Annotated in this window: 31 protein-coding genes and 4 pseudogenes; 3 read left to right on the plus strand and 32 right to left on the minus strand. The window is 37.5% G+C overall.

Annotated features, from left to right (window positions below; all coding sequences use genetic code 11):
- Window positions 1–65: 65 nt before the first annotated feature.
- The 18 genes and pseudogenes from HOO54_RS23610 to HOO54_RS23695 form a co-directional block, all read right to left on the minus strand.
- Complete coding sequence (locus HOO54_RS23610) at window positions 66–440, minus strand: HNH endonuclease (protein ID WP_172292272.1); 375 nt, start codon at window positions 438–440, stop codon at window positions 66–68.
- Window positions 430–780: a hypothetical protein gene (locus tag HOO54_RS23615; protein ID WP_172292270.1), complete on the minus strand. Its 351-nt coding sequence runs from the start codon at window positions 778–780 to the stop codon at window positions 430–432. Before HOO54_RS23615 ends, HOO54_RS23610 begins: the two co-directional genes overlap by 11 nt.
- 487 nt (window positions 781–1267) lie before the next feature.
- Entirely contained in the window at window positions 1268–1645 is a 378-nt protein-coding gene (locus HOO54_RS23620) for an ArpU family phage packaging/lysis transcriptional regulator (RefSeq protein ID WP_172292268.1), read from the minus strand.
- A 195-nt stretch (window positions 1646–1840) separates the two neighbouring features.
- The gene (locus HOO54_RS23625; RefSeq protein WP_172292266.1) at window positions 1841–1987 is read right to left on the minus strand and encodes a hypothetical protein; all 147 of its coding nucleotides are present in this window, start codon (window positions 1985–1987) and stop codon (window positions 1841–1843) included.
- A gap of 13 nt (window positions 1988–2000) precedes the next feature.
- Window positions 2001–2399 (minus strand): hypothetical protein, encoded by a 399-nt coding sequence (locus HOO54_RS23630; protein WP_172292264.1) that lies wholly within the window; start codon window positions 2397–2399, stop codon window positions 2001–2003.
- Entirely contained in the window at window positions 2396–2566 is a 171-nt protein-coding gene (locus tag HOO54_RS23635) for a hypothetical protein (RefSeq protein ID WP_172292262.1), read from the minus strand. Before HOO54_RS23635 ends, HOO54_RS23630 begins: the two co-directional genes overlap by 4 nt.
- Window positions 2553–2729, minus strand: a complete 177-nt coding sequence (locus tag HOO54_RS23640) for a hypothetical protein (protein ID WP_172292260.1) — start codon at window positions 2727–2729, stop codon at window positions 2553–2555. The genes HOO54_RS23635 and HOO54_RS23640 overlap by 14 nt, the downstream gene beginning before the upstream one ends.
- Before the next feature lie 11 nt (window positions 2730–2740).
- On the minus strand, window positions 2741–3178 hold the full coding sequence (gene ssb, locus HOO54_RS23645; RefSeq protein WP_172292258.1) for a single-stranded DNA-binding protein: 438 nt from the start codon (window positions 3176–3178) through the stop codon (window positions 2741–2743).
- A 106-nt stretch (window positions 3179–3284) separates the two neighbouring features.
- Window positions 3285–3497, minus strand: a complete 213-nt coding sequence (locus tag HOO54_RS23650) for a hypothetical protein (RefSeq protein ID WP_172292256.1) — start codon at window positions 3495–3497, stop codon at window positions 3285–3287.
- Window positions 3484–3900: a RusA family crossover junction endodeoxyribonuclease gene (locus HOO54_RS23655; RefSeq protein ID WP_172292254.1), complete on the minus strand. Its 417-nt coding sequence runs from the start codon at window positions 3898–3900 to the stop codon at window positions 3484–3486. Before HOO54_RS23655 ends, HOO54_RS23650 begins: the two co-directional genes overlap by 14 nt.
- Complete coding sequence (locus HOO54_RS23660; RefSeq protein ID WP_172292252.1) at window positions 3897–4181, minus strand: hypothetical protein; 285 nt, start codon at window positions 4179–4181, stop codon at window positions 3897–3899. Before HOO54_RS23660 ends, HOO54_RS23655 begins: the two co-directional genes overlap by 4 nt.
- A complete protein-coding gene (locus HOO54_RS23665) occupies window positions 4178–4555 on the minus strand; it encodes a YopX family protein (protein ID WP_172292250.1) in 378 nt (125 codons plus the stop codon). The genes HOO54_RS23660 and HOO54_RS23665 overlap by 4 nt, the downstream gene beginning before the upstream one ends.
- Before the next feature lie 93 nt (window positions 4556–4648).
- Window positions 4649–4858 (minus strand): hypothetical protein, encoded by a 210-nt coding sequence (locus HOO54_RS23670; RefSeq protein WP_172292248.1) that lies wholly within the window; start codon window positions 4856–4858, stop codon window positions 4649–4651.
- A complete protein-coding gene (locus HOO54_RS23675) occupies window positions 4858–5007 on the minus strand; it encodes a hypothetical protein (protein WP_172292246.1) in 150 nt (49 codons plus the stop codon). Before HOO54_RS23675 ends, HOO54_RS23670 begins: the two co-directional genes overlap by 1 nt.
- Window positions 5004–5791, minus strand: a pseudogene (locus tag HOO54_RS23680) (DnaA ATPase domain-containing protein). The gene HOO54_RS23675 and the pseudogene HOO54_RS23680 overlap by 4 nt, the downstream one beginning before the upstream one ends.
- Window positions 5792–6587: 796 nt before the next feature.
- On the minus strand, window positions 6588–7247 hold the full coding sequence (locus HOO54_RS23685; RefSeq protein ID WP_172292242.1) for an ERF family protein: 660 nt from the start codon (window positions 7245–7247) through the stop codon (window positions 6588–6590).
- Complete coding sequence (locus HOO54_RS23690; protein WP_172292240.1) at window positions 7247–7828, minus strand: host-nuclease inhibitor Gam family protein; 582 nt, start codon at window positions 7826–7828, stop codon at window positions 7247–7249. The genes HOO54_RS23685 and HOO54_RS23690 overlap by 1 nt, the downstream gene beginning before the upstream one ends.
- Window positions 7829–8033: 205 nt before the next feature.
- Window positions 8034–8303, minus strand: a complete 270-nt coding sequence (locus HOO54_RS23695; protein ID WP_172292238.1) for a YqaH family protein — start codon at window positions 8301–8303, stop codon at window positions 8034–8036.
- A 50-nt stretch (window positions 8304–8353) separates the two neighbouring features.
- On the opposite strand from HOO54_RS23695, the gene HOO54_RS23700 reads away from it, so the two are divergent.
- The gene (locus tag HOO54_RS23700) at window positions 8354–8734 is read left to right on the plus strand and encodes a DUF2513 domain-containing protein (protein ID WP_172292236.1); all 381 of its coding nucleotides are present in this window, start codon (window positions 8354–8356) and stop codon (window positions 8732–8734) included.
- On the opposite strand, the gene HOO54_RS23705 is transcribed toward HOO54_RS23700, so the two are convergent.
- The 5 genes from HOO54_RS23705 to HOO54_RS23720 all read right to left on the minus strand — a co-directional run bounded on the left by HOO54_RS23705 (window position 8731) and on the right by HOO54_RS23720 (window position 10976).
- Complete coding sequence (locus HOO54_RS23705) at window positions 8731–8979, minus strand: hypothetical protein (RefSeq protein WP_172292234.1); 249 nt, start codon at window positions 8977–8979, stop codon at window positions 8731–8733. The two genes, HOO54_RS23700 and HOO54_RS23705, sit on opposite strands and share 4 nt — an antisense overlap.
- A 145-nt stretch (window positions 8980–9124) precedes the next feature.
- Window positions 9125–9781 carry a hypothetical protein gene (locus HOO54_RS23710; protein ID WP_216664702.1) on the minus strand — a complete coding sequence of 219 codons (657 nt, stop codon included), beginning with the start codon at window positions 9779–9781 and terminating at the stop codon, window positions 9125–9127.
- The gene (locus HOO54_RS23715) at window positions 9781–10596 is read right to left on the minus strand and encodes a phage antirepressor KilAC domain-containing protein (protein ID WP_172292232.1); all 816 of its coding nucleotides are present in this window, start codon (window positions 10594–10596) and stop codon (window positions 9781–9783) included. Before HOO54_RS23715 ends, HOO54_RS23710 begins: the two co-directional genes overlap by 1 nt.
- Window positions 10597–10731, minus strand: a complete 135-nt coding sequence (locus HOO54_RS24855) for a hypothetical protein (protein ID WP_301539265.1) — start codon at window positions 10729–10731, stop codon at window positions 10597–10599. It abuts the gene before it with no gap.
- Complete coding sequence (locus HOO54_RS23720) at window positions 10731–10976, minus strand: helix-turn-helix transcriptional regulator (RefSeq protein WP_172292230.1); 246 nt, start codon at window positions 10974–10976, stop codon at window positions 10731–10733. Before HOO54_RS23720 ends, HOO54_RS24855 begins: the two co-directional genes overlap by 1 nt.
- Before the next feature lie 162 nt (window positions 10977–11138).
- Here HOO54_RS23720 and HOO54_RS23725 point away from each other — a divergent pair, with 162 nt between their 5' ends.
- Window positions 11139–11801 carry a LexA family protein gene (locus HOO54_RS23725; RefSeq protein ID WP_172292228.1) on the plus strand — a complete coding sequence of 221 codons (663 nt, stop codon included), beginning with the start codon at window positions 11139–11141 and terminating at the stop codon, window positions 11799–11801.
- An 81-nt stretch (window positions 11802–11882) separates the two neighbouring features.
- Window positions 11883–13295, plus strand: coding sequence for a recombinase family protein (locus tag HOO54_RS23730; protein WP_172292226.1), 1413 nt, complete (start codon window positions 11883–11885; stop codon window positions 13293–13295).
- Between the two features lie 48 nt (window positions 13296–13343).
- Here the strand turns inward: HOO54_RS23730 and HOO54_RS23735 are convergent, their stop codons facing one another.
- The 9 genes and pseudogenes from HOO54_RS23735 to HOO54_RS23770 all read right to left on the minus strand — a co-directional run bounded on the left by HOO54_RS23735 (window position 13344) and on the right by HOO54_RS23770 (window position 20095).
- Entirely contained in the window at window positions 13344–13742 is a 399-nt protein-coding gene (locus tag HOO54_RS23735; protein WP_172292204.1) for an HK97-gp10 family putative phage morphogenesis protein, read from the minus strand.
- A pseudogene (locus HOO54_RS25000) lies at window positions 13742–14052 on the minus strand (phage head closure protein). The gene HOO54_RS23735 and the pseudogene HOO54_RS25000 overlap by 1 nt, the downstream one beginning before the upstream one ends.
- Window positions 14042–14344 (minus strand): head-tail connector protein, encoded by a 303-nt coding sequence (locus HOO54_RS23745; protein ID WP_172292200.1) that lies wholly within the window; start codon window positions 14342–14344, stop codon window positions 14042–14044. Before HOO54_RS23745 ends, HOO54_RS25000 begins: the two are co-directional and overlap by 11 nt.
- Window positions 14345–14372: 28 nt before the next feature.
- On the minus strand, window positions 14373–15653 hold the full coding sequence (locus HOO54_RS23750) for a phage major capsid protein (RefSeq protein ID WP_253907589.1): 1281 nt from the start codon (window positions 15651–15653) through the stop codon (window positions 14373–14375).
- Window positions 15654–15692: 39 nt separating this feature from the next.
- A complete protein-coding gene (locus HOO54_RS25310) occupies window positions 15693–16100 on the minus strand; it encodes a Clp protease ClpP (protein WP_375335848.1) in 408 nt (135 codons plus the stop codon).
- A complete protein-coding gene (locus HOO54_RS25315; protein WP_253907845.1) occupies window positions 16082–16417 on the minus strand; it encodes a Clp protease ClpP in 336 nt (111 codons plus the stop codon). The genes HOO54_RS25310 and HOO54_RS25315 overlap by 19 nt, the downstream gene beginning before the upstream one ends.
- Window positions 16368–17672, minus strand: a complete 1305-nt coding sequence (locus HOO54_RS23760; RefSeq protein ID WP_172292196.1) for a phage portal protein — start codon at window positions 17670–17672, stop codon at window positions 16368–16370. The genes HOO54_RS25315 and HOO54_RS23760 overlap by 50 nt, the downstream gene beginning before the upstream one ends.
- A 201-nt stretch (window positions 17673–17873) precedes the next feature.
- Window positions 17874–19581: pseudogene (locus HOO54_RS23765) on the minus strand (terminase large subunit).
- Window positions 19578–20095, minus strand: a pseudogene (locus HOO54_RS23770) (phage terminase small subunit P27 family). Before HOO54_RS23770 ends, HOO54_RS23765 begins: the two co-directional pseudogenes overlap by 4 nt.
- Window positions 20096–20257 lie beyond the last annotated feature (162 nt).

Genomic DNA, 20257 nt, shown 5'->3' on the forward strand with positions numbered 1-20257 from the left:
TTTGCAGAAGAGGGCGCGCCGTTCCCCAGACGGTTGTTTTCCAAAGATTTTAGTAGGGGGGTATCCTACTGCCCTAGCTTACTTCGATCACCATGAACCTTGTTATGGCAAGCATTACAGAGACTTTCAAGGTTTGAAAGGTCTAAACGCTTGGACCAGTCCTCTTTTACTTCCACAATGTGGTGAACCATGTCAGCAGGTATGAAGCGATGTTCCCTCAAACATCTCTGACAAAGATAGTTGTCTCTTAACAAAGCAAGTTGTCTTGTTTGCTTCCAATCAGTTGATTTATAAAAACTTGTAATTGTTTTGTCTCTTGAATGTTTGTTGTATTGTTTTGTTTCCTCTTGCTTGATGTGCTTATGATCATGGCAATAGGCTTCTCTAGTTAGTGCCTTACACCCATAGGCCTTACACTCCCTTAACGGCTTAGGTGGCATTGTTATCCTTCCTTCGGTTGTAAAGAGATCGATTGTAAACGATTGCTTTTGTTCCATACTTGCTATCTTTATCGACAAATTCAATGTCAATATGCGTTGGATTAAGCGTTGAATCATCCCTAGTTAAGTATGAAAAATCTGCATTTATAATCTTGTCAATTTTTTTACCGTTATAAAAAATACGTGGCGGAGAATCAATATCATCAAGTTCAATTTGAAGTAAAGGTGGTGCCATTTTCTCTTTAGTTGTGATTGATTGATACGGTTGATATGGACCATTTACTACCCTTTCCAATAGGTCAGATATACTCATATTGGCTAAATCCTTTTTAAAATCCACTTTTTATACCTCCCTCAAATAAAAAAACACCCTCCCTTTCGGAAAAGCGCTTGGCTATATTCTTTCTAAACCATGCCCACACTCAGAGGCTCCCTTTGCCATCAATCGTCTTATCTGAGATTCACTGGACACGGTTTACAGAGAACATCAACCAAGTCCATTAACACGCTTATATTTAATAAAATTGAACTTACACATACCCCGGGAGGAAGCCAAGCATAGTAAGATCATGGGTACAATGAAAATACTATTCCCCGATACGGCTGCCGCAAGACTAGCGCTATCCAGGCTCAGAATGTTCCTCCCGTTCGGCTTCATTCCTCAACACCTTTGTTCCGTATCCGGATACGCCATTGATAAGGGAAAGGCGCGTCTCCCATATATTCTTGATAAGTAAATGTTATCGCTAATGCAGACATAAATAGTCCCCCTTTTTGTCCCCCATTTTATCGGAAAAATGTCGGGATTTTGTCGATAAAAAAAGCACTCAGATAATTCCGAGTGCTGTAGCTATACGGTTTATAGCGCGTTGCTTGATTTCATAATAAGTATCCTTTTTCATTCCGAGTTCTATATAGATATGAATATCTTTTACCCTTGCAGCAGTTAGATATTTCTTTTCAATGATTAACCGTTCTTCTTCATCCAAGCTGTTTTGTAAGGCGCGTTCCATCTGCTTGACCTTGAGTTCATTGAGATTTAATGAATCTCGGAGGGAAGGGAAAGTATTTATGCCAGCAGATGAACATTCCTTTTTGTTCTCCAATTGGACTTTAAGCGCACGGTAATTTTTCAATTCTTTGATGACAACTTTGCGGACGGCTTTTTCATCCACAGCTGGAAGAAAAGATAATTGTTTAGACATCCTATCCCTCCTATTCTTCTACTTTTCTTTTTCCCATTTTTCAATACGTCTTTCGGTAAACTCTATCCAAATCAACGGTGCTGCAATAATAATGATTCCTATAATTAGATAGATCATGATTCTCCCTTCCCGTCTTATGTTATTTTTTAGTCAACTACGACTGAACACTATGCCGTTAATTTCTTAAACTGTGAATTAGTCAATTTCTTCTTTCCAAGGCGCTTCATCTATAAGCTCAAGCCAACAATTTAATGAACAACAACATTCAAACCTATTTTCTTGATTAGTTGGATAACCTTCATCTGTTTGAAACTCATCACCACAATTTGAGCATTCTTTCATTTTCGTAACTCCTTTAACGAACAATTATCTCAATAATTTCAACATCTTTATCACTGAATACAATTGAACAGGCCGGACAATACTCTCCCGATTGCCAATCTTCCTCAAACTCTTCTCGTTCATCAAAATAGGAGCCGAACATTGGATCTTGTTCTAAGTGGTAGAAAAACTCTTTTATTGTTCCACTATCTTTTTCTAGCCAGTTAACGAGACAATACCCGTCTCCACTCCAACTTTTTGCGACAATAACCTCTACTCCGGCAATTAAGCCATATATTTTAAGCCAATTTTGAATTTCTTCTTCATTTGGTTCTAGCCCAGTTAATTCGTTTTTAATTTGTTCTGATGTTTTTTTACTGGTATTCAATTTTGCCTTGTATAGATTTAGGAATTCCCCTTGTAAGAGTGTCATTTCCATGCCTCCCAATAATTCTGTTTTTCAAATATAAAATTACGTGAAGGTTTTAAATACTCTCGGTAGACAATTGGGTACTTTTTGATATAAGCCAACCGTTCTTTCTCTGTCATCTTCCAAACTTTCACTTCCCCTGGCAATCTCCAATTTTTATTTGAACTCATATTTATTCCCCCCTTTACTTTTGTAAAGTACCCTGTGACGCCTGCAGAACGGTGTTTGATTTTTAGCAGCTTGTTTATTTATGCCTTCTTCAAAAACAGTAATGACCTGTAGATTCTCAGAATCATAGTTTGTTGCCACCCACTGAACAACACGCCTTATCATGTTTATCCCCCTTAAAACGGCAAATCTGAATCTTTTATATCAATCGGCTTTCCATTATTGGCAAACGGGTCATCTAGGAATCTATTTCCTTGCTGTTGTCTCTGGTTCTGTCCTTGATTCTGGTTGCTGTTTTTTGTATCCAGAAATTGAACTGATTCAGCGACTAATTCTGTAATGAACACCCGACCACCATGCTGGTTTTCATAGTTGCGTGTCTGCAATCGTCCGTCTACGCCTGCTAATGATCCCTTTTTAAGAAAGTTCGCGACGTTTTCAGCCTGCTTTCTCCAAGCCACACAGTTTATAAAGTCTGCTTCTGACTCTCCATTTTGATTTTTGAACGGTCGATTAACCGCAAGTGTGAATCCTGCAACAGCAACACCTGAGCCGGTATATCTTAACTCTGGATCTTTAGTTAAGCGTCCAACAATAATTGATCTATTTAACATGTTTAAATTCTCCCTCTCATTTTTTCGACAAAATTCGACAAATGAAGCCGTTATTTATTTTACTCTCCGGTGTGAAATCCCATTTATACGGAAAGTTGTTTCAATCTCATGAATAACCATGCTTTTCGAGCGCTGCCCTTACCTTGTCGAGATCGTATTCAATACCATCAATTTCGATATACTCTAAATCGTCGTTTAAAAAGCCATAGCGACGTTTTAACTCTATTAGACTATCAATGTTCCTCCATAGGGTGTTATGCCCCACAGTGCGCCTATAATCGTTTTTATAGCGTATAATCAGACGCTTAGCTGTTCCCATTCTTCTGTCGCCCTTGTAATCTGAACTCGATTCCTGGCTTTTCACCGTACTTTTTACAAGCAGTTACTTTTGAAACTTGGTTATCATCTTTCCAAGCAATTTTGTTTAGAGCATCGAACACGCCTTTTATAAGATTGTCGATGTCTGGCTTTTTGGTATGCAGCGTATTGATGGATTGTTGCTGTTTTTTCTTTGACCAACTTTTAGGAATCGGCATAACGAAAGTGATATCTACATGGAGTGCTCCCGATTCAAAAGGATCGCTTTTCATCTGTTTCTGCGCTTCCCACTTGATGAAATCTTTATAGGCTAAGTATCGTTGAGCGTTTTTATTTACGAATTTGCCACGCCCAGTCATTCGAACGGCTCCCATTGGTGTAACGGGTATGTTAAGGGTGATCATTGGTTGCCCCTCAATTCTTTTAACTCTTTTGATTTATACTGATTTTTCCGTCTTATTAATTTTTTATCTGGAACTTTAAGCTTTTTGCTTAATCCATCATGGTATGGGCAAAAGTCAAATGGGCCGTGTGATTTTGCACACTCCTTACACATTGGCAAATCACAAGTTCTATGAATACCACCATGAACTGATGTCCACACATAAGCTGTTACAAAATCACATAACTGAGTTACCTCATTTTTCCGACAGATAGCGCAAGGATTTTCAGGTAATTTAATCATTCCGCCACCTCCAATAGATCAGGATTTCGATATATGTCGCCGATAACTTCGATTCTGTCTTTCCAATATTCCAAACCCGCATAACTACTGGCCCTTATTTGCTTACCTATAAAACTAGTGTCTTTATATACAACAACGTACAAGATATTTAGGTCGCCTTGATGGTAGACATCCCCCTCGTAGATCTCCTGACCGTTTTTGTCCTTCAATCCGGTGTATTGTCCAATTGATGCCCACTCTACCTGTATATGACCGTTATAAGGAGCACTGATATAGGCTAATTTTTTATCATGGTATAAGTCGATACCGCCATAAAACCATTTAATATCGCCATAATCCTCAATCGGTTTACCTCGAAACTTGATCTCTCTCAATCTCCTTACCTCCCGTCATCATGTATCCATTGCTTAATCTGTTTTTCTCTGTATCCGGCCAGAAATAAGATCTCAAATGCAGCTTTTATTTGCTCAAGCACCGAATATCCCGCCTTCTCTTTCCCTGATATGCCCCAACTCCGCACGGTCATAGAGTAAGAGAAAGACTTCTTTCACTGGTCGTTTAACGATTTTTGCAATTCTTTCAATGGGTAAACCGCCCTGCCAGTAAGATTCAACTTCATCCACTTCGTCCGGCTTCCAATCAAAATTACAATGATCAAGCATGATATAAACACCCATTAGGCGCTCTCCTTTATCGCTTTTTCCATTTCGCGCATTTTCTCTTCTAGCATTTTGATAACTGGTGTCAGGTCTTTGCCTTTCCCTGTCTTCCTTGGCGACAATTCGTAAACTCCCGGCATCAATGGAATGATTTGATAGTTTTTCATTTCCAAGCTCCTAATCTATGATTTAATTTCATCCGGTCACCCTTGATGATGACTATATAGTTCTCACACATTTCATAAATCCGTGTGCCGAGTGCTTCGTCTATTTGTACAAGCTGCTCAATATCCAATTCACTTGAAATGAGAATCGGCTTATGATTGAGATAACGATAATTGATGACTGAATATGTCTGTTCCACCTGCCAATCAGTTGCCCTAGGTTTACCCTTCAGAGGCTTAAATAGATCGTCTATAAAAAGGACATCAACCTCTTTCATTCGCCGTAGCTTCTCTTCCAATTTTTCAAAATCATCTTTCAGATCATTGAAGCCCTCGACATATGGAAAGTATTGAACTGGCACGTTTTTCGATTTGATTAATTTATTTGATATGGCTGTAAGTAAATGTGTCTTTCCTGATCCTGGCTGTCCCAAAAGGGCAATGCTGTTTTTACGTTTATCCTTGATACTGTCGAAATTCTTATAGTAATCAACAGCGCAATCGTAAGCATCAACGATCAGACCGTGTTTCCCTTCCGTAACAAAATTCTTGAATTGTAATTTCTCAAACTCTGCAGTTATGTCACTAGAATTCATTAATTTCCTAATTCGACGCCACTCAACACATTTACAGCGTACCCACACCTCAATGCCGTCCCTGTTTTCTAGATAACCCAATTCATCCTTACAAGTGGGACAGTCATATTCACCCTTTTTTCTAAGGCGTCCGACTCTTCCACCAAAGATTGAGCTGACCTTTCCTGAAGCTTCTTCAGTATTTTCTCCATAGCTTTGTCCGTACGGTTGTTGGTTGCCATTTCTCGTTCCCCTTCTTTCTTCTTCATTCTTCTGAACTACTAATCTGGCATATTGTTTTCGCAATTTATCAGCACTTAAAATATTTTTGTACCAGAATTCGTGTTTAGTAGACCACAAGATCACTTCTTGAATATCTTTTCCTGTGCGTCCGTCACGTTCCATCATCAGTCGAATTGTATTAGCCCATTTATCAAGGTTTGGTTGTTTCATGTCAGGGGCGTTTATATGGACATGTTTCCAAAGCAATTCAGCCAGCTGCATTTGTTTTTCATCAAAAACCAAACGTTTATTATTATTATTATTTTCCTTCTTTACCTTCTTTACATTCTTATTATTGTTCCATCTGCGTTCCGTCTCCGTTCCATCTGCGTTCTCTCTCCGTTCCAAGTTGCCTTTTTTGTAGTTCTCTAACCCCTGATATACCTCATAATTTACGACAGTGAAGAGCGTTCCAAGTTCGGTGTCCTCGATTTTCAAACGATTTTCTTTAATCAGTCGATCAACCGCCCTTTTGATCCTCGAAAGTGAATACTGTTTGACCGATCTATTTTCGATATACTGCAAGTCTTTTTGTAAATTTCGATATGATCTTAAAAATTGACCGCGCTTCACCAAAACATCGCCTTTTCGTTGCCCCTCTTCCGAAAAAACTGCATTTCCATAAATAAAGAAGAATAGACGGAATTCGACTGGGTTTTGCCATATATCGCTTGTAAAAATGTCTCTACTTGTTTGGAACGCTCCGCCCATAAAATCACCCTCTTGTTATGCTAATTCTTTCTCTGCTTTAGCCACCCATCTTTTAAGTAGATAGATACAATGGTCAGCTTGCCCTTTATTGATTTTGTTAATATCTTTGATGTCAAGAGCTGTTATAACGGTCTTCACATCGCCTTGTCCACGCAATTCAATATAATGTTGAGCAAGGGATTGAATTTCATCCTTTTGCTCCTGTGTGATCATTTCAGGTGGTTTTGTCGCTTCTACTTTTTGTTGAAATGCGTCTGGATCGTCTTTATCTGTCGGAATGTTGAATTGTTTCAAAAGAAAATATTTTTCAGCGTATGTCAAAGCCTTACCGACTCCCTTTTCTCCTGCTATATCAACACCCTGTGCATAAAAAGGGACAGTCAACGTTTCTTCGGGATTTTCTGCATTCACCCAAATAAATTCAAGGTCTAATTCTGTGAAATATGTCGTTTTCTTTTTCTGATTGCCGTACTTATCTTTACTTTCAACTGTTTCTGTTAAGATGCGTTTGTCTACAATTTTCGGAATCAGTAAAAGCGTTTGTTTGTCTAATTCATCTCTGATAGCGCCTAAAACCTGACTTGATCCGACATATTCGTACTGGTTTCCTTTGTTTTCTTTTTGGAGATACGGGATCGCCTTTCTGACCTCGATCAGCTTTTGATAAATATTCATTATTCGTTCACCTCGACTGTGAATTTATCTTCCCTATCAACCACTGTCACACCTGAAATAATCTCGCCATCTGCGTCTATTAGCTTGTCCCCGAAAACTGAAGATTTCTTTTTAATGGATGCCCAATCAACGTCTTTTTTAATTTTGACTAACCCTTTTGTTTCCGCGTATTTCAACAAGTCGGTTTCATTACGTTGATATTCCGGCTGCTGCTTGGTAAGCTTAATTTTTCCATACGGTAGATTGATTGACTTATATGGCTTTTTGCCACTTTCAATCTGCCTTCTGACTTCTTCCCGCATGTATCGCTCTAGTCTATGGATATAGAAGTTTTCACGCTCGACATATGGTTTTTTAGACTCATCACGCCAAAACTCAACCCGTTCAATTTGAGTTCTGAGGCGTTCAAGCTGCTTTTCAGCCACTGCATCTATTTCTGATTGTTTCCCTTTAAAGTAAGTGATGCGCCGTTGTGCTTCGGCTGCTGATTCTAGGTCAGTCACCTCAAACACTTCATAATCCTTTTCCTCTTCTTCGACCTGATCGATTAACACTTGTTCTGTTTCTGGAAGACTACTCATTAATTTGTTTCCTCCCTTGATTTTTCAAAAAATATTCGATATGCTTTAAATATTCTTTCTTAAAAAATCACTTCCCTAAAGTTCACTTGGCAGAGTGAACTTTTTTAATTGTCTTCCTCTTCGTTGTCTTTCTCTTTTTCATACTTCAAATATTCCAACGGATAACCGTAACGGTTGATTTCTGTAATGATTGGATGCTCGATATTCATTGATACGCCCTCCTTACAGTTGAAACGTCTATCCCTTTACTTAAGAGTTGGGACGCTATTTCATGCAGCTGAACAACTTGTTCTGGATGCTCCATCCGTTTAAGATCCTTACAATGGGCAATCATCGACCCTGCTATTTCAATACACCCTTCATAATCTCCGTCCTCAATAGCATCTGGTAACAGTTCAGTGATTAGAAAATCCATTGATTTGATTAGCCTTTCAGCTCTTTCCTGATCAGACTTTAGAAATCGATTTAAATTCATGCTTATCCTCCTCTTTGGTATAATGTTCCTGTAAGATAGGGGGTGAAACTATGAAACTTGATCACGATTGTGTAAGAGAAATCCTTCTTGAATTAGAAGAAAAACTTACATTGAACGACCAGCTAAATACTAGCGAGGTAAGAGAACTTCAAACCGTTCAAAAGTTTGGAGAAGAAACCTCGTTTTACGCTATTTTAAAGCTAATTGATGCCAATTTTATCGAAGGTAAAGCAATACGATCTGATGATTCACTAAGTGGCTTAATCCTAGGTCATTTGACCTGGGATGGCCATGTATTTCTTGATAACATAAGAGAGACATCAATATGGGAAGCTACTAAAGAAAAAACAAAAGGTCTTGCAAGTATTTCAGTGTCGTTAATGGCTGGAATTGCACAAGATTATTTAAAACAAAGGCTCGGTTTAAATTAATATTGTTTTCCTTCAGTCCAACCATGCTCATTAAGAAATCTAATAAGATCATTTATAAACTGTGTATATTTTTCTGTAGAATAATCATTACTGTTAAAAGTCAGTTCAAGATTGAGCTGGCTTTCTTTAGCATCACCCATGGAAAAAGCATTTCTATTTTTTATTTCAAACCCTTTAATCCAGACAGCTGCCCAGGCCTTACCTTTTTCTAATGTAACTGGCATTTGATATTTCATATTAGCCATTTATTCTCTCTCCTTTAACTTTTAGATATGCTTCTTCACAAAAGCCTGATAAATCTTCATAAAACGTTCTGCCTCGCTTAGAGCAAGCCATTCTTTTGTTTTGATCTTCACTTTACCCACCTCCTTTTAGTTGGTCAGTAATGACCTAATCTACTGGCTGTATATATCTCGGACGCTTCTTTATCACTCTCTGCACTTCACCAGTTGTATTGTTAACCAATACTTGCTTTCCTCTGTGATCAGTCCCCATTGTGTAAGTATCAATCCCCTTTTCCTCAGCAAACTCTTCTAACAAACCTTTTTGTCCTTCTGCTCTTCGTAAGGCACTGACTGTTGATAGCGATTCGATCATAAATGATGTAATATCCGAGTTTTGATAATCTGAAATAAAGTCAAATACTTCTCGTTCTGTTCCAATGCAATTGTCTAGTCCCTTTTCTTCAATAACTCGCATTGTGTAAAAATAGTCTTTCATTTCATATTTATCACCGTCATAATGCTTTTCGACCGGGAACATCTGCATCAATTCCCTTGGCGTTAACCAACCTATCATTGTATTGATAGAGCCAATAATGTGAAATCTCGTTAGTACGTCTTCATATGTTTCAGGCATGTCCTCACTATTAATCATTTTTAAACCACTAAAGACAACTCTTTTGAGGGTCTCTCTTTCAATAGATCCCTGGCTTTCGCATTGTGCCAATCCTTCGTATAGCTCATTTAAAAATATTTTTCGATAGATCGAATAATAATCCACCTTTTCCTTTTGAATACCATCTATAACCTGCAATTGATTTGACATTATGAAACCGCCTCTTCTTTCGTTAGAAACTTATTGATGAAATATACTTGACCCTTGCCAGTGACTTTAGGTGTCTTACTGATACTGATATGACCATCTGAATGTGTTATAGATGTTTCCTTAATTTCGAACAATCCACTTTCCATGCTCTTTTGAGTTGGCATGTTGTAATCTGTCCCTTTTCGCTTTATTAAATATCCGTTGTCTCTTAACCATGCGAAAAATCGTTTCTGTCCCGTTTCAATTCCATTCTGTTTTAATAGTTTTGCAAGCTCCCCCACCAAAATAGATGTACTGGATGCTGACACACTATCCGCAAACAGAACTTTAGGTTTGTTTTGCTCAATTTGCTTTTTTAGTTGATTGTTCTGATTTCGCAAATCTAGCACCATTGCTTGCTTTACTTCATCACTGAAACTAGGAAAATAGTTTTTAATGAATTGTTCTTCGTTACCTTTATTAACGTATCCGCCCGTTTTTCTAATTATAGGTAGCACTTCAGAGGTTACCCATCGTTTAAATTTTTTTGCCTTCTCTTTAATTTCTCGATTGTTCCCTTGTTTTGCAGCTCCAAATATTAAATCGTATAAACCTGATTCATTTACGAACTTTTTCTTTTGTTTTCTTCCTATTCTGTCGATGACTCCGTGGACCGCGGAGTCATCTTCCTCAACATGGTTTTGAATTGCATTATGTGGTTTCGAAAAGCTTAATGCTTTAGCAATTTCCTTTGCTCCAAACCACTCAACTCCATCCACTATCATTACAGGTAAATCTCCAAAAATTTTATGATTAAACGTTTGTAATTCATTCATTTATGAAATCTCCTTTTTTTGTTTTGCCTTTCGTTCTTTAATAATTGAATGCATGCTCGGTCTTATCTCTTGAACAAATGTAATAGCATACTTTCCGCTAAGAACAATTGATTCAACTGATTTGTTTTTTTTCATTAAGAAACATCCCTCTCTATATCTAACATTTTGTTAGGTTTTAGTTTAAAAAAAATGATTTCTGAAAAGTCACACCCAAATACATCAGCTAGTGCCACACCTTCTTCTATCTCCATCTTTTGCGGATTTCTCTCCCACGAAGAGTAAGTAGTTCTATGAATACCTAAGGCTTTAGCTACATCGTCTTGAGTTAAATTTAAACGCGCCCTCCATTCTTTTGGAGTTCTTGCAATTTTATATTCCAATTTACCTCACCTCCTCACACGTTAATAATATCTAACATTTTATTAGATGTCAACGATTTTTACACCATTTTTATATATTTGCGTTGTTTTTTCTAACTGTATGTTTGCTATAGCTAACATTTTGTTTTATAATAACAACATAAATAACAAGGAGGTGAAAAAATGGGGAAAAAAATAAACTTCGCCAAAAACATAGCAAGGATTAGAACAGAGTTAGGACTTTCTAAAGCTGAATTCGGAAAGCGACTTGGCTTTTCTGATGTCACAATAGGGTATTGGGAGCGAGGGGAACGAACTCCCAAGACAGGTACAATTGAAACGCTAGCAAGAAAACTAGGAGTTAGCACAGCCGAATTGATTTTTGACAATGTGGGCGAACAAAATACGCATAGTAGTATTGTTCCGATGACAGAGACAGTTCCTATATATGGATCTATTCCTGCAGGTTGCCCTAAATGGGCAGATGACAATATCATAGGTAGCCTTCCAATCCCTGATAAATTAATTAAAATGTATGGTTTGGAAAACCTCGTATCTTTGAAAATCGAAGGAGATAGCATGAACAAAATAGTGCCTAATGGTTTTTATGCTGTTATAGATACTAAAACTAAAGAAGTTGCAAACGGTGATATTGTAGCTGTCCGTATCAATGGTTATGAAACAACACTGAAAAGATTTTACCAAACAAACAACAGCATTATTCTTGAGCCAGACTCATACAATCCTGAACAAAAACCTTTTATTTTTGATTGCACCAATCCTTTTGAATGTCCTGAAATTACAATAACGGGAAAATACGTATGGAGTTGTGCGCCGATTGATTAATTCATAATTTACCAACGCGGGAGACTACCCGCTCTTCTTTTACAACCAAAAGAACATACATTCTGATAAAGGAGAATAAGGATGAAATGTGTGATATATACAAGGGTCTCTACTGATCTACAAGCAGAAGAAGGAATATCATTAGATCTGCAAAAAGAAAGATTGGAGCAATATGCTCTTTCTCAAGGGTGGGAAATAAAAGAAGTATATACTGATGAAGGATTTTCTGCTAAAAATACAGAGCGACCAGCTTTTCAAAAAATGCTTAATGACATGAAATCGAAAACTTTTGACATAATTTTGGTTTATCGCTTAGACCGCTTCACTCGTTCAGTTGTAGATTTATACGAAATACTAAAACAGATGGATAGGTATAATGTGAAATTCAAATCATCTATGGAGATATTTGACACAACCACCGCTACTGGGCGAATGTTTATAACATTAGTAGCCACTTTAGCACAATGGGAAAGAGAAACAATTTCAGAACGTGTCAAAGATGCTATGAAAAAGCGTGCTGAAGAAGGAAAATTTAATGGTGGGAAAGTTCCTTATGGTTATAGATTAAAAAATGGAGAATTAGTTACACATAAAGAAGAAGCTAAACTTGTAAAGTTAATATTTGAACGCTCCATATCTCTAGGAGCCGGTGCATTATCGCGATACCTAAATAAAAATGGATTTAGAACAAGAAGTGGTTCATTATTTCAACGTGCAGGAATATTAAGCATAATAAACAACCCGATCTATATTGGAAAAATACGCTGGGGAGAAGAGGTTTATACTGATATCGCGCAAAAAAGCTTTGAACAAATCATTTCTTTAGAATTATGGGAACAAGTCCATAAATCGATGGATATAAGAAAAAAGAACAATACTAAATCATACCGGAAATACACATATTTATTTAGTGGTGTTTTTAAATGTGCTCGTTGTGGTAATCCACTTATGGGTTCTCCTAAATACCGAAAAGATGGTAGCGTTAGATACGGTTATAAATGCAAGGGACATTACTCATTAGGAATATGCGATCTCCCGCAATTTGGACAAGATTCACTGGAAAAAACATTCTTAAACTTGTTAAAACTAACTGGTTTTAAAGACAAATTAGAAACAGATGAGACAAAAGATGATATGGGTAATATAAAGAAAAAAGTAAATGAATTAGATGCAAAGAAAAAGCGTGCAAAAGAACTTTATATTGAAGGTGACTTAACAAAGAAAGAATATCGAGAAATGTTAGAGAATTATTCAAATATGCAATCAAAACTTTTACAAAAAATCAAAACTGATTCTGAATCTGTAACACTTGAAGAGCTTGCCCTTTTCATTGAAAATATTCAAAGTGAATGGGTTAATTTAGATGACATTGAAAAGAAATCAGCTATCAACGCAGTATTTGATTACGTAAAAGTTGATGTAAAAACTTTCTCTAAACCATCTCGATATTCTCAACCAGCAGAGATTATCATTACTGAATATAAGTTAAATTAATCGTGATTTTCTGACCATAACGGAGTAGTAAAGACCTTTCTACTACATTCATAGCTTGTACCCTCTTTTAATTACGCTTGCCATCGCTTGTAACATTCTTTCATTTGCGCTTCTCATACTTCGCTGAATAAATGGATTAGCTGGCTGATGAATGGTTCCGAATTCCGGTAAGTGAACACGGAATTTTGTGTCTTTAGTAGGTCCAACAACAGCATAGATTTCACCATCCAAATCCTTTCGAGTACGGTTTCCAACAATAATATCCTCATCAATATGGGGATGACTGCCCCCAATATCAGATCGAGGTGCATTTTTATCTATTTCTTTGGCAAGAATAGCACCCCCGGCTTTTACGGCTGCTTTATTGATTGACTCATCTTTCCTTGCAAGGTCAGTTAAATATGAATCTAATTCTTTAAAGCCCTGCATCTCCATTTCAAATTCCATTATTCCACCGCCTTTGCCCTTATTGTGGTGAAATGTTTCCGAGAATAGTTCGGCAAAATTGATTCAATCTCGTATGGTTGATCTTGAAAAAGAATTCGCATATGTTCGTTAAGATCTTCACGGTGACGAATTGTAAATTTTATAGTTTTTTTCTTTCTGAACAGCTGCCGCTGCATAATACTCTCGGCCTTTTAATCCCTCAGCTTTGGCCCAGCATTCCACAACAGTTTCATACTTACCTTCCACAGGGAGGCGCCCGCCCCTCTTTTTTCTGTTGAAATTCAATCCGATACCGCATGTCATTCAACATTGGAACCAGTCTCCGAAACCGTATATTTTAATTGATTGATCATCATCGTTAGCACCCCATCAAGGTTTGAAGTTGTGCCAGCTACTTCCCTGTTTTCATACCAATGCGTTACAAATGCTTTTACACACATATCAGCTCGTGCTGAATGATTTGGGAACTTTAAACCAGTTGCAGCTGTAATATATTCCTTCGCCGAAGCGATAAATCCCAGGATTAAATCATCTTCCAAATCACCATCAACCCTGAGAAATTTTTTCGCTTCTTTAAGTTCTTTTTGCTCAATTTCTGTCATTGGGCATCACCTAGCTTTCATTCACCTATTATTTGTTCTCACCAGAACCGGGATTTGGAACCCCATTGTCTGGAGTTGCATCTTTGATTGATGAAAACTCTGCAAACACAACAGCATCAGTATCCCAAAGAACAACATCTTCACGTTCAATGATTCGCATATCTGTAGAATTACGATAGAATGCTTTACCGCCAACATTTGTCGTTAAAATGGAATATTGCTGACGGTCAAATAGTTTAACAGCTTCTTTAAGATCACCGACAATCAACGGATATTTTGGCGCTGCTTTTGTACCACCGTTTGGCAAATATTTATCAGATATAACGGACACAGGCTTTCCGAATAAAAGTTTTTTAGTCGGATCTGTTGGATTAGGCTGTAGTAAGTACCGGCCAAAAGCATCCTTCAATTTATCCAAAACATTAAATCCTGATTGATTTGTAATAAAAGAGGTTGTGGCGTTGATAGCTGGATCAAGCTTGACGTTCAAAATATCTTTAATATCGTCTTGCTTTGAAACTGCTGTTTTTACGAGTGTTCCTAATTGCTTAATAATCAACGTATTACGCGTAACAGCTGATTTCTTAGCGAGCCAATTGGTCAAATATTGAAGAAGCGCTTCTTGTGTATCTGAAAGCAAATCATTAGAAAGAACCAAAATTCCTGCATAATCTTTAATGTTATATTTAATGTTTTCAAATTTAGGATTCTCTAGTTCCGTAATATCCGCTAATTCTTCAAGGTTTGCTAATGGAGTGATATCTGCTAGTTTTTCAAGCACTCGTGAACCTTTATTTGTAGATACCGGAATGACATCAACGAGATTAGCCAGTGTATCAAATTGTCTACGTTTTTCGTTGATCTTCGTTGAAATATCTTGCGGAACAACAAGACCGCCATCTTCATCCACACCTTCTTTCATTGCGGAAAGAGGTTTCGGTATTGTTCCAGATTTAAGAGCTGACGCAAAAAGCTGAACATGGTTCTTTACTTCCGTTTTGGCGATATCATCTGTTGGCTGTTGACCAGTTGCTACTGAATCTTGTGATGTCTGCTCCTGTTCATAAGGGACTTGCATATTTCGGACTTCTTCATATGTCTGGATCTGCTCTTTTATTTGTTGAGCTTCAGAAAGTAGTTTTTTAGCTTCATCAATTTTCCCTTTGTCTGTCAATGCTTCAATTTCTGTACGCTTTTCTGCTAGCGTTTGGCGTAACTCCCGTTCTTTTTTAGACATTCCACCTCCAGCAAAAAATTGAATATCTAGTTTCAATAAAAAATTTTTTTGTTTTAATAGTTTCGGTTTCAAATTCTTGTCCTCCTTAAAAGTGGCATTAAAAAAGAACCCTTAAAGATTTAAGAGTTCAAGTTTCATATCAATTTTTTTTTTTTGTAATTCATCCAATCCTGCTTCTTCAGCCGAATTTTCAGCAACTGTTTTAGCAACTATCTTTCCTGGCACATGTTTAAAGTGTGCCAAAATTTGATGATCAATACAGGCTGCTACATCCTTTGATTCTGAGACCTCATCAATCAAACCATAATGTAATGCTTCATCAGCTGTCAGCCACGTTTCTTCATCAAGTAATTGATGTAAAGTAACATCATCCAGCTTGTCACCAGCTTTATCAAGGTATGTCGAAACAATACTTTCTGTGATCTTGTCAAGATCATCGGCAGCCTTTCGAAATTCTGTTGCATTCCCGACCATTCCCATGTAAGGATTATGAATCATCATCATGGCGTTACTTGGCATTGTAATGTTATCCCCGCCATTGCAATAACTGAGGCAATACTTCCAGCCAGTGCATCCACATAAACATTAATTTTAGCTTTATGACGTTTAAGCATTGAATGAATCGCTTGGCCCTCAAAGACATCTCCTCCAGGTGAATTAATGTACAAATCAATAGAGCTTACATCACCTAAACTTTTCAATTCTGACTGAAAAACTTTAGAAGAACTCTCACTAAACCATCCTTCACCCGTTATTGAGCCATAAAGTGTGATTTCAGCAGTAGAATCATTCAGAATCTTCATGTTCCAATACTTGTTTTTCTTCTTCGTTGCCATCACCCCCCTTCTGTTCATCAGATGTCCCTTTTACTTTGTTCAATTGATATTCTTTCATAATTGAAAGAGGAACAAGATTTAAATTCCCATAATGCTCATCCCCAATATCTCCAATTCCGGTCATGTCCTCTTTTTGAAGGATTGTGTTTACGCTAAAAGCGCCAACACTTTGCATCGTTTTATAAAACTCAGCACGAGATTTACTATCTCCACGAAGTTCTGATTCTAGGTTAAATTTAAAGTAATAACCACTTTTTAACTGGTTTTCTGTCAATATTTTATCGTTCAATTCTTGTTCTATATTTGTCACTAAAGGTTGTAACGTCGTTTTGACATAATCCAATGATTGTTGTTCGATATTAGAGAAAGTGGCTCGATCAAGTTCACCTATTTTATGTGGTGGTACCTTATAAATAGATGCGATCTGCTGACGGTTCCATTTCATGGACTCAATAAATTGAGCATCCTTCATCGGCATGGTTACTTGTGAATAGTCGAGACCAGCGTCTAGGACTGCAATAGACTGACCCGCATTTACACGCTCCCAGTCTTCTCTCACAATTTTTTTACTTTCTCTATCTAATAGAGTTGGTGCTTTGACAACGCCAAACGGAGCGCCACCATTTTTATAAAATTTTGCATTGAATTTTGTGGCAGCTCGATTTGATCCGATATTGTCACGAATAACTGAAATCGGAGTTTGTCCCACAATTCCATCAAGAGAAAGGTTTTTAAAATGCAGAACTTCTTCATAAAAAAACTCACGATATTTGCTGTCAATCGTGGTTGAATACCAAACCCGACCGTTATTAGGGTCAATATTTGTATTTGTTGCCTCAGGGTTTAAAGGTCTGATTCCAGTCACATTTCCGTCTTTATCAAAAAGCAAAAGATTGTAACTGTTCCCCCAAGTACAAAGCCTTGTGACCAAAAGCCTTTTCCAAATAAAACTTGTCATATAATCATTGACTTTGTTCAGAATCATCTCACTAATATCATTTTGGACTTGTTTGATATTGCCGTTTTTATTCTGAAAAAGTTTGATTGGCAGTTTCGCGATATCATCCGCCAAAACTATGACACATGCATAAACATCGGGATGAAGAACAGCTGTTTTTGATGATACTCTTTCACCTGATGAGGTTTCAGTGCCAGCAAAAATATTTCTAAACCAATTGGCTGGATGAAGAAGGGAGCCGCTATCCTCTTCTGCGATTTCATTCTTGACCCCGCCCTTTAAACGGCTTAATAGCATCTAATCCCCTCCTTCCTCCTTACGCTGCCTATCTACACCTAACAAGCCAGCAAGAGAAAAAAAAAAAAAACACGGTCGCAATCAAACCCGCGTTGATATTTATTCGATATATGGCAGTAGAAATGAATATCATCCCTATAATAAGTAAGATATCATCTATAAACGGCTGCATACTTTTTATAAATTTCATATTCCCACCTCCTACAGGCTGAAAGATCCTGACTTGATATAAGCATTTAAGTCAATCGTCATATCAATTTGAGATGCTCTCACATGTGCATTAATAAGGGCTGCAGCAGGGTCAATCCGTTGTGTTGACTTTGATTTGTCCAGCATGATATTTTCTTGAGCATCTACTTTTGTAACAGCATTACCCATCGCCCATGTCAGTAGATCGTTTTTATTATGGATGATGTTTTTCGCCTTTACTTTTTCGCGAAAGTCTTTTGTAGGCTCTGAAAGTGTGGCAACTCCCTGCCTAATTTCAATCATCACATATCCGTCAGCCTCCATCTGTTGAGCAAACTGTGTCGCATTATATGGATCGTAACCGATTTCTTTAATTTTCCATCCTTTCTCTTTCTCCATTTTCTTGATATAAGCTCTGATATAGTCATAATCAACTACAGCACCATCAGTAACGGTTAACCAGTTCCTCTCCCTCCACAAGTCATAAGGGACATGATCTGTCTTCATACGTTCATAGAATGTATCTTCAGGCATAAAACCATGACTTTCTACAGCAAAGCTCCCATCATCTAACGGAAAAATAAAAGATACGGCTGTCAGGTCAATTCGTTTGATAAGTCAATTCCAACATAGCACTCCCGGCCGGATAGATCAGGAAAATGATCAGATCCACAATCTTTCCAAGCTTGCATGTCCATGTAGCCATTTTCACGCATGTTAACCCAGATATTCATATTCTTAGTCAGAAAGTTCCTCATTTTCTCTGGTACAGCCAAGGCAACTTCCAACTCTCCACGCAGATAATTAAGTCCATGTTCATTTTTAGCAACAATAGGATTGGCTTTGATCCAGTTCTGCTCATCCTTAATGTCATCACCTTTGTCTAATTCATTAACCATCACAAAATACTGCTCATTTGTTTCTACTTTATTTGGATCTAAAATGCGTGACACGTAATCATATTCAACGCGGTAGGCAGGGTTATTTAATTCAAAACCGGCAGTCGTAATAATGACCATTAACGGCTGATTTCGTGCAGCCATACCAGAAACAAGTACATCATATATTTCAGATGTTTATGTGCGTGATATTCGTCTATAATTCCGCACTGAGGATTGAACCCATCTCCTGTTTTCCCTGCATCTTTAGAGAGTGCCTCAATTTTAGATTGTGTTTTTGGATGTTCAATTTTCCCGTAGGCAATCCTATATTTTTGCTCAGGTTTATTTAATAGCTCACACTGAAGAATCTGTGCTTTGATCTCATTCCAACATATTTTTGCTTGCTCAGTTTTCGTTGCCCCAATGTAGACCTCTGACATATTTTCATCATTTGCCATAGCTTCATAAGAAGCAACACAAGCTAAACTTTGTGTTTTCGCGTTCTTACGTCCAACTTGCCAATATACTTTTGTGAATCTGCGATACCTTGTTTCTTTGTGAACCCACCCATACACATTGCCAAAAATAAAAATTTGGATTGGTTCGGGGACAATATTTTCTCCTGCGAGAGGTCCTTTTGTATGCTTAAACTGAGTCATCCAATAAAGAAACCGTCTAGCTTTCTCGTCATCAAATATATAAGGGAACTCCCTTGTTCCTTCTCTCTTAATGTCATTTAAAAAGCGATGACAAGCCCAAATATGTTTTTGACACGCCACAATCTCACCCGATATCACATCGCGCGAGTAGTCAATCATAAACTGTTTAATTGTATTCATACATTACCAAACTCCTTTTCCGCTGCCGTCTTTTCTCGTTCTTCCTGAGTTTTGTGATGGCTAGTTTTGCACGTGCAGACGGTGTAAGGCCAAAATGGTTGGCCGCAGATATCATCTGATCATAATAATTTTTCTCGCGTTTAAGAAGGGGATGTTCTTCACCAACCGACTTGATGGGCTGACCATTTTCATTACACCCTTCTGTGTTTATCATGATGCCATCTTCATCAATTTTTTTTGTAATAGAAATATATCGAGAGTAAATCTTACAATAGGTGGCCAACATGTTGATATCCGCCTCTGTGATGAGATCCACTTCAGACAATAAAGCAGCAACCCGTTTAAATTCTTTTTTAGCTACCTTATCATCCAACCATGAAGGAGGCTTAATATTTTCAGTACGCATTTTCATTTGTTTTTCATATTTAGCTCTGGTGGCTAATTCCTCAGTATTCTTTTTATTCGGATTACCCTGTATTAGTTGAAGAGCTGCAGATTTTGCGGGTCTCGGCATGTTTTTCACCTCATTTCGTTAAAAAAATCTTCTTTTTTCGCTTGTTTTTTCCGTCAAACATGCTATGATGAAACTAACAATCAAATCGTTTATATCAAGCCCTCTTGGCAAATCGCCGAGAGGGTATTTTGTATTTTTCGGGAACTTTGAAAAGCGGTGTTT

Source organism: Bacillus sp. WMMC1349, assembly GCF_013155385.1.
In the GTDB taxonomy this organism is placed as follows: Bacteria; Bacillota; Bacilli; order Bacillales; family Bacillaceae; genus Bacillus.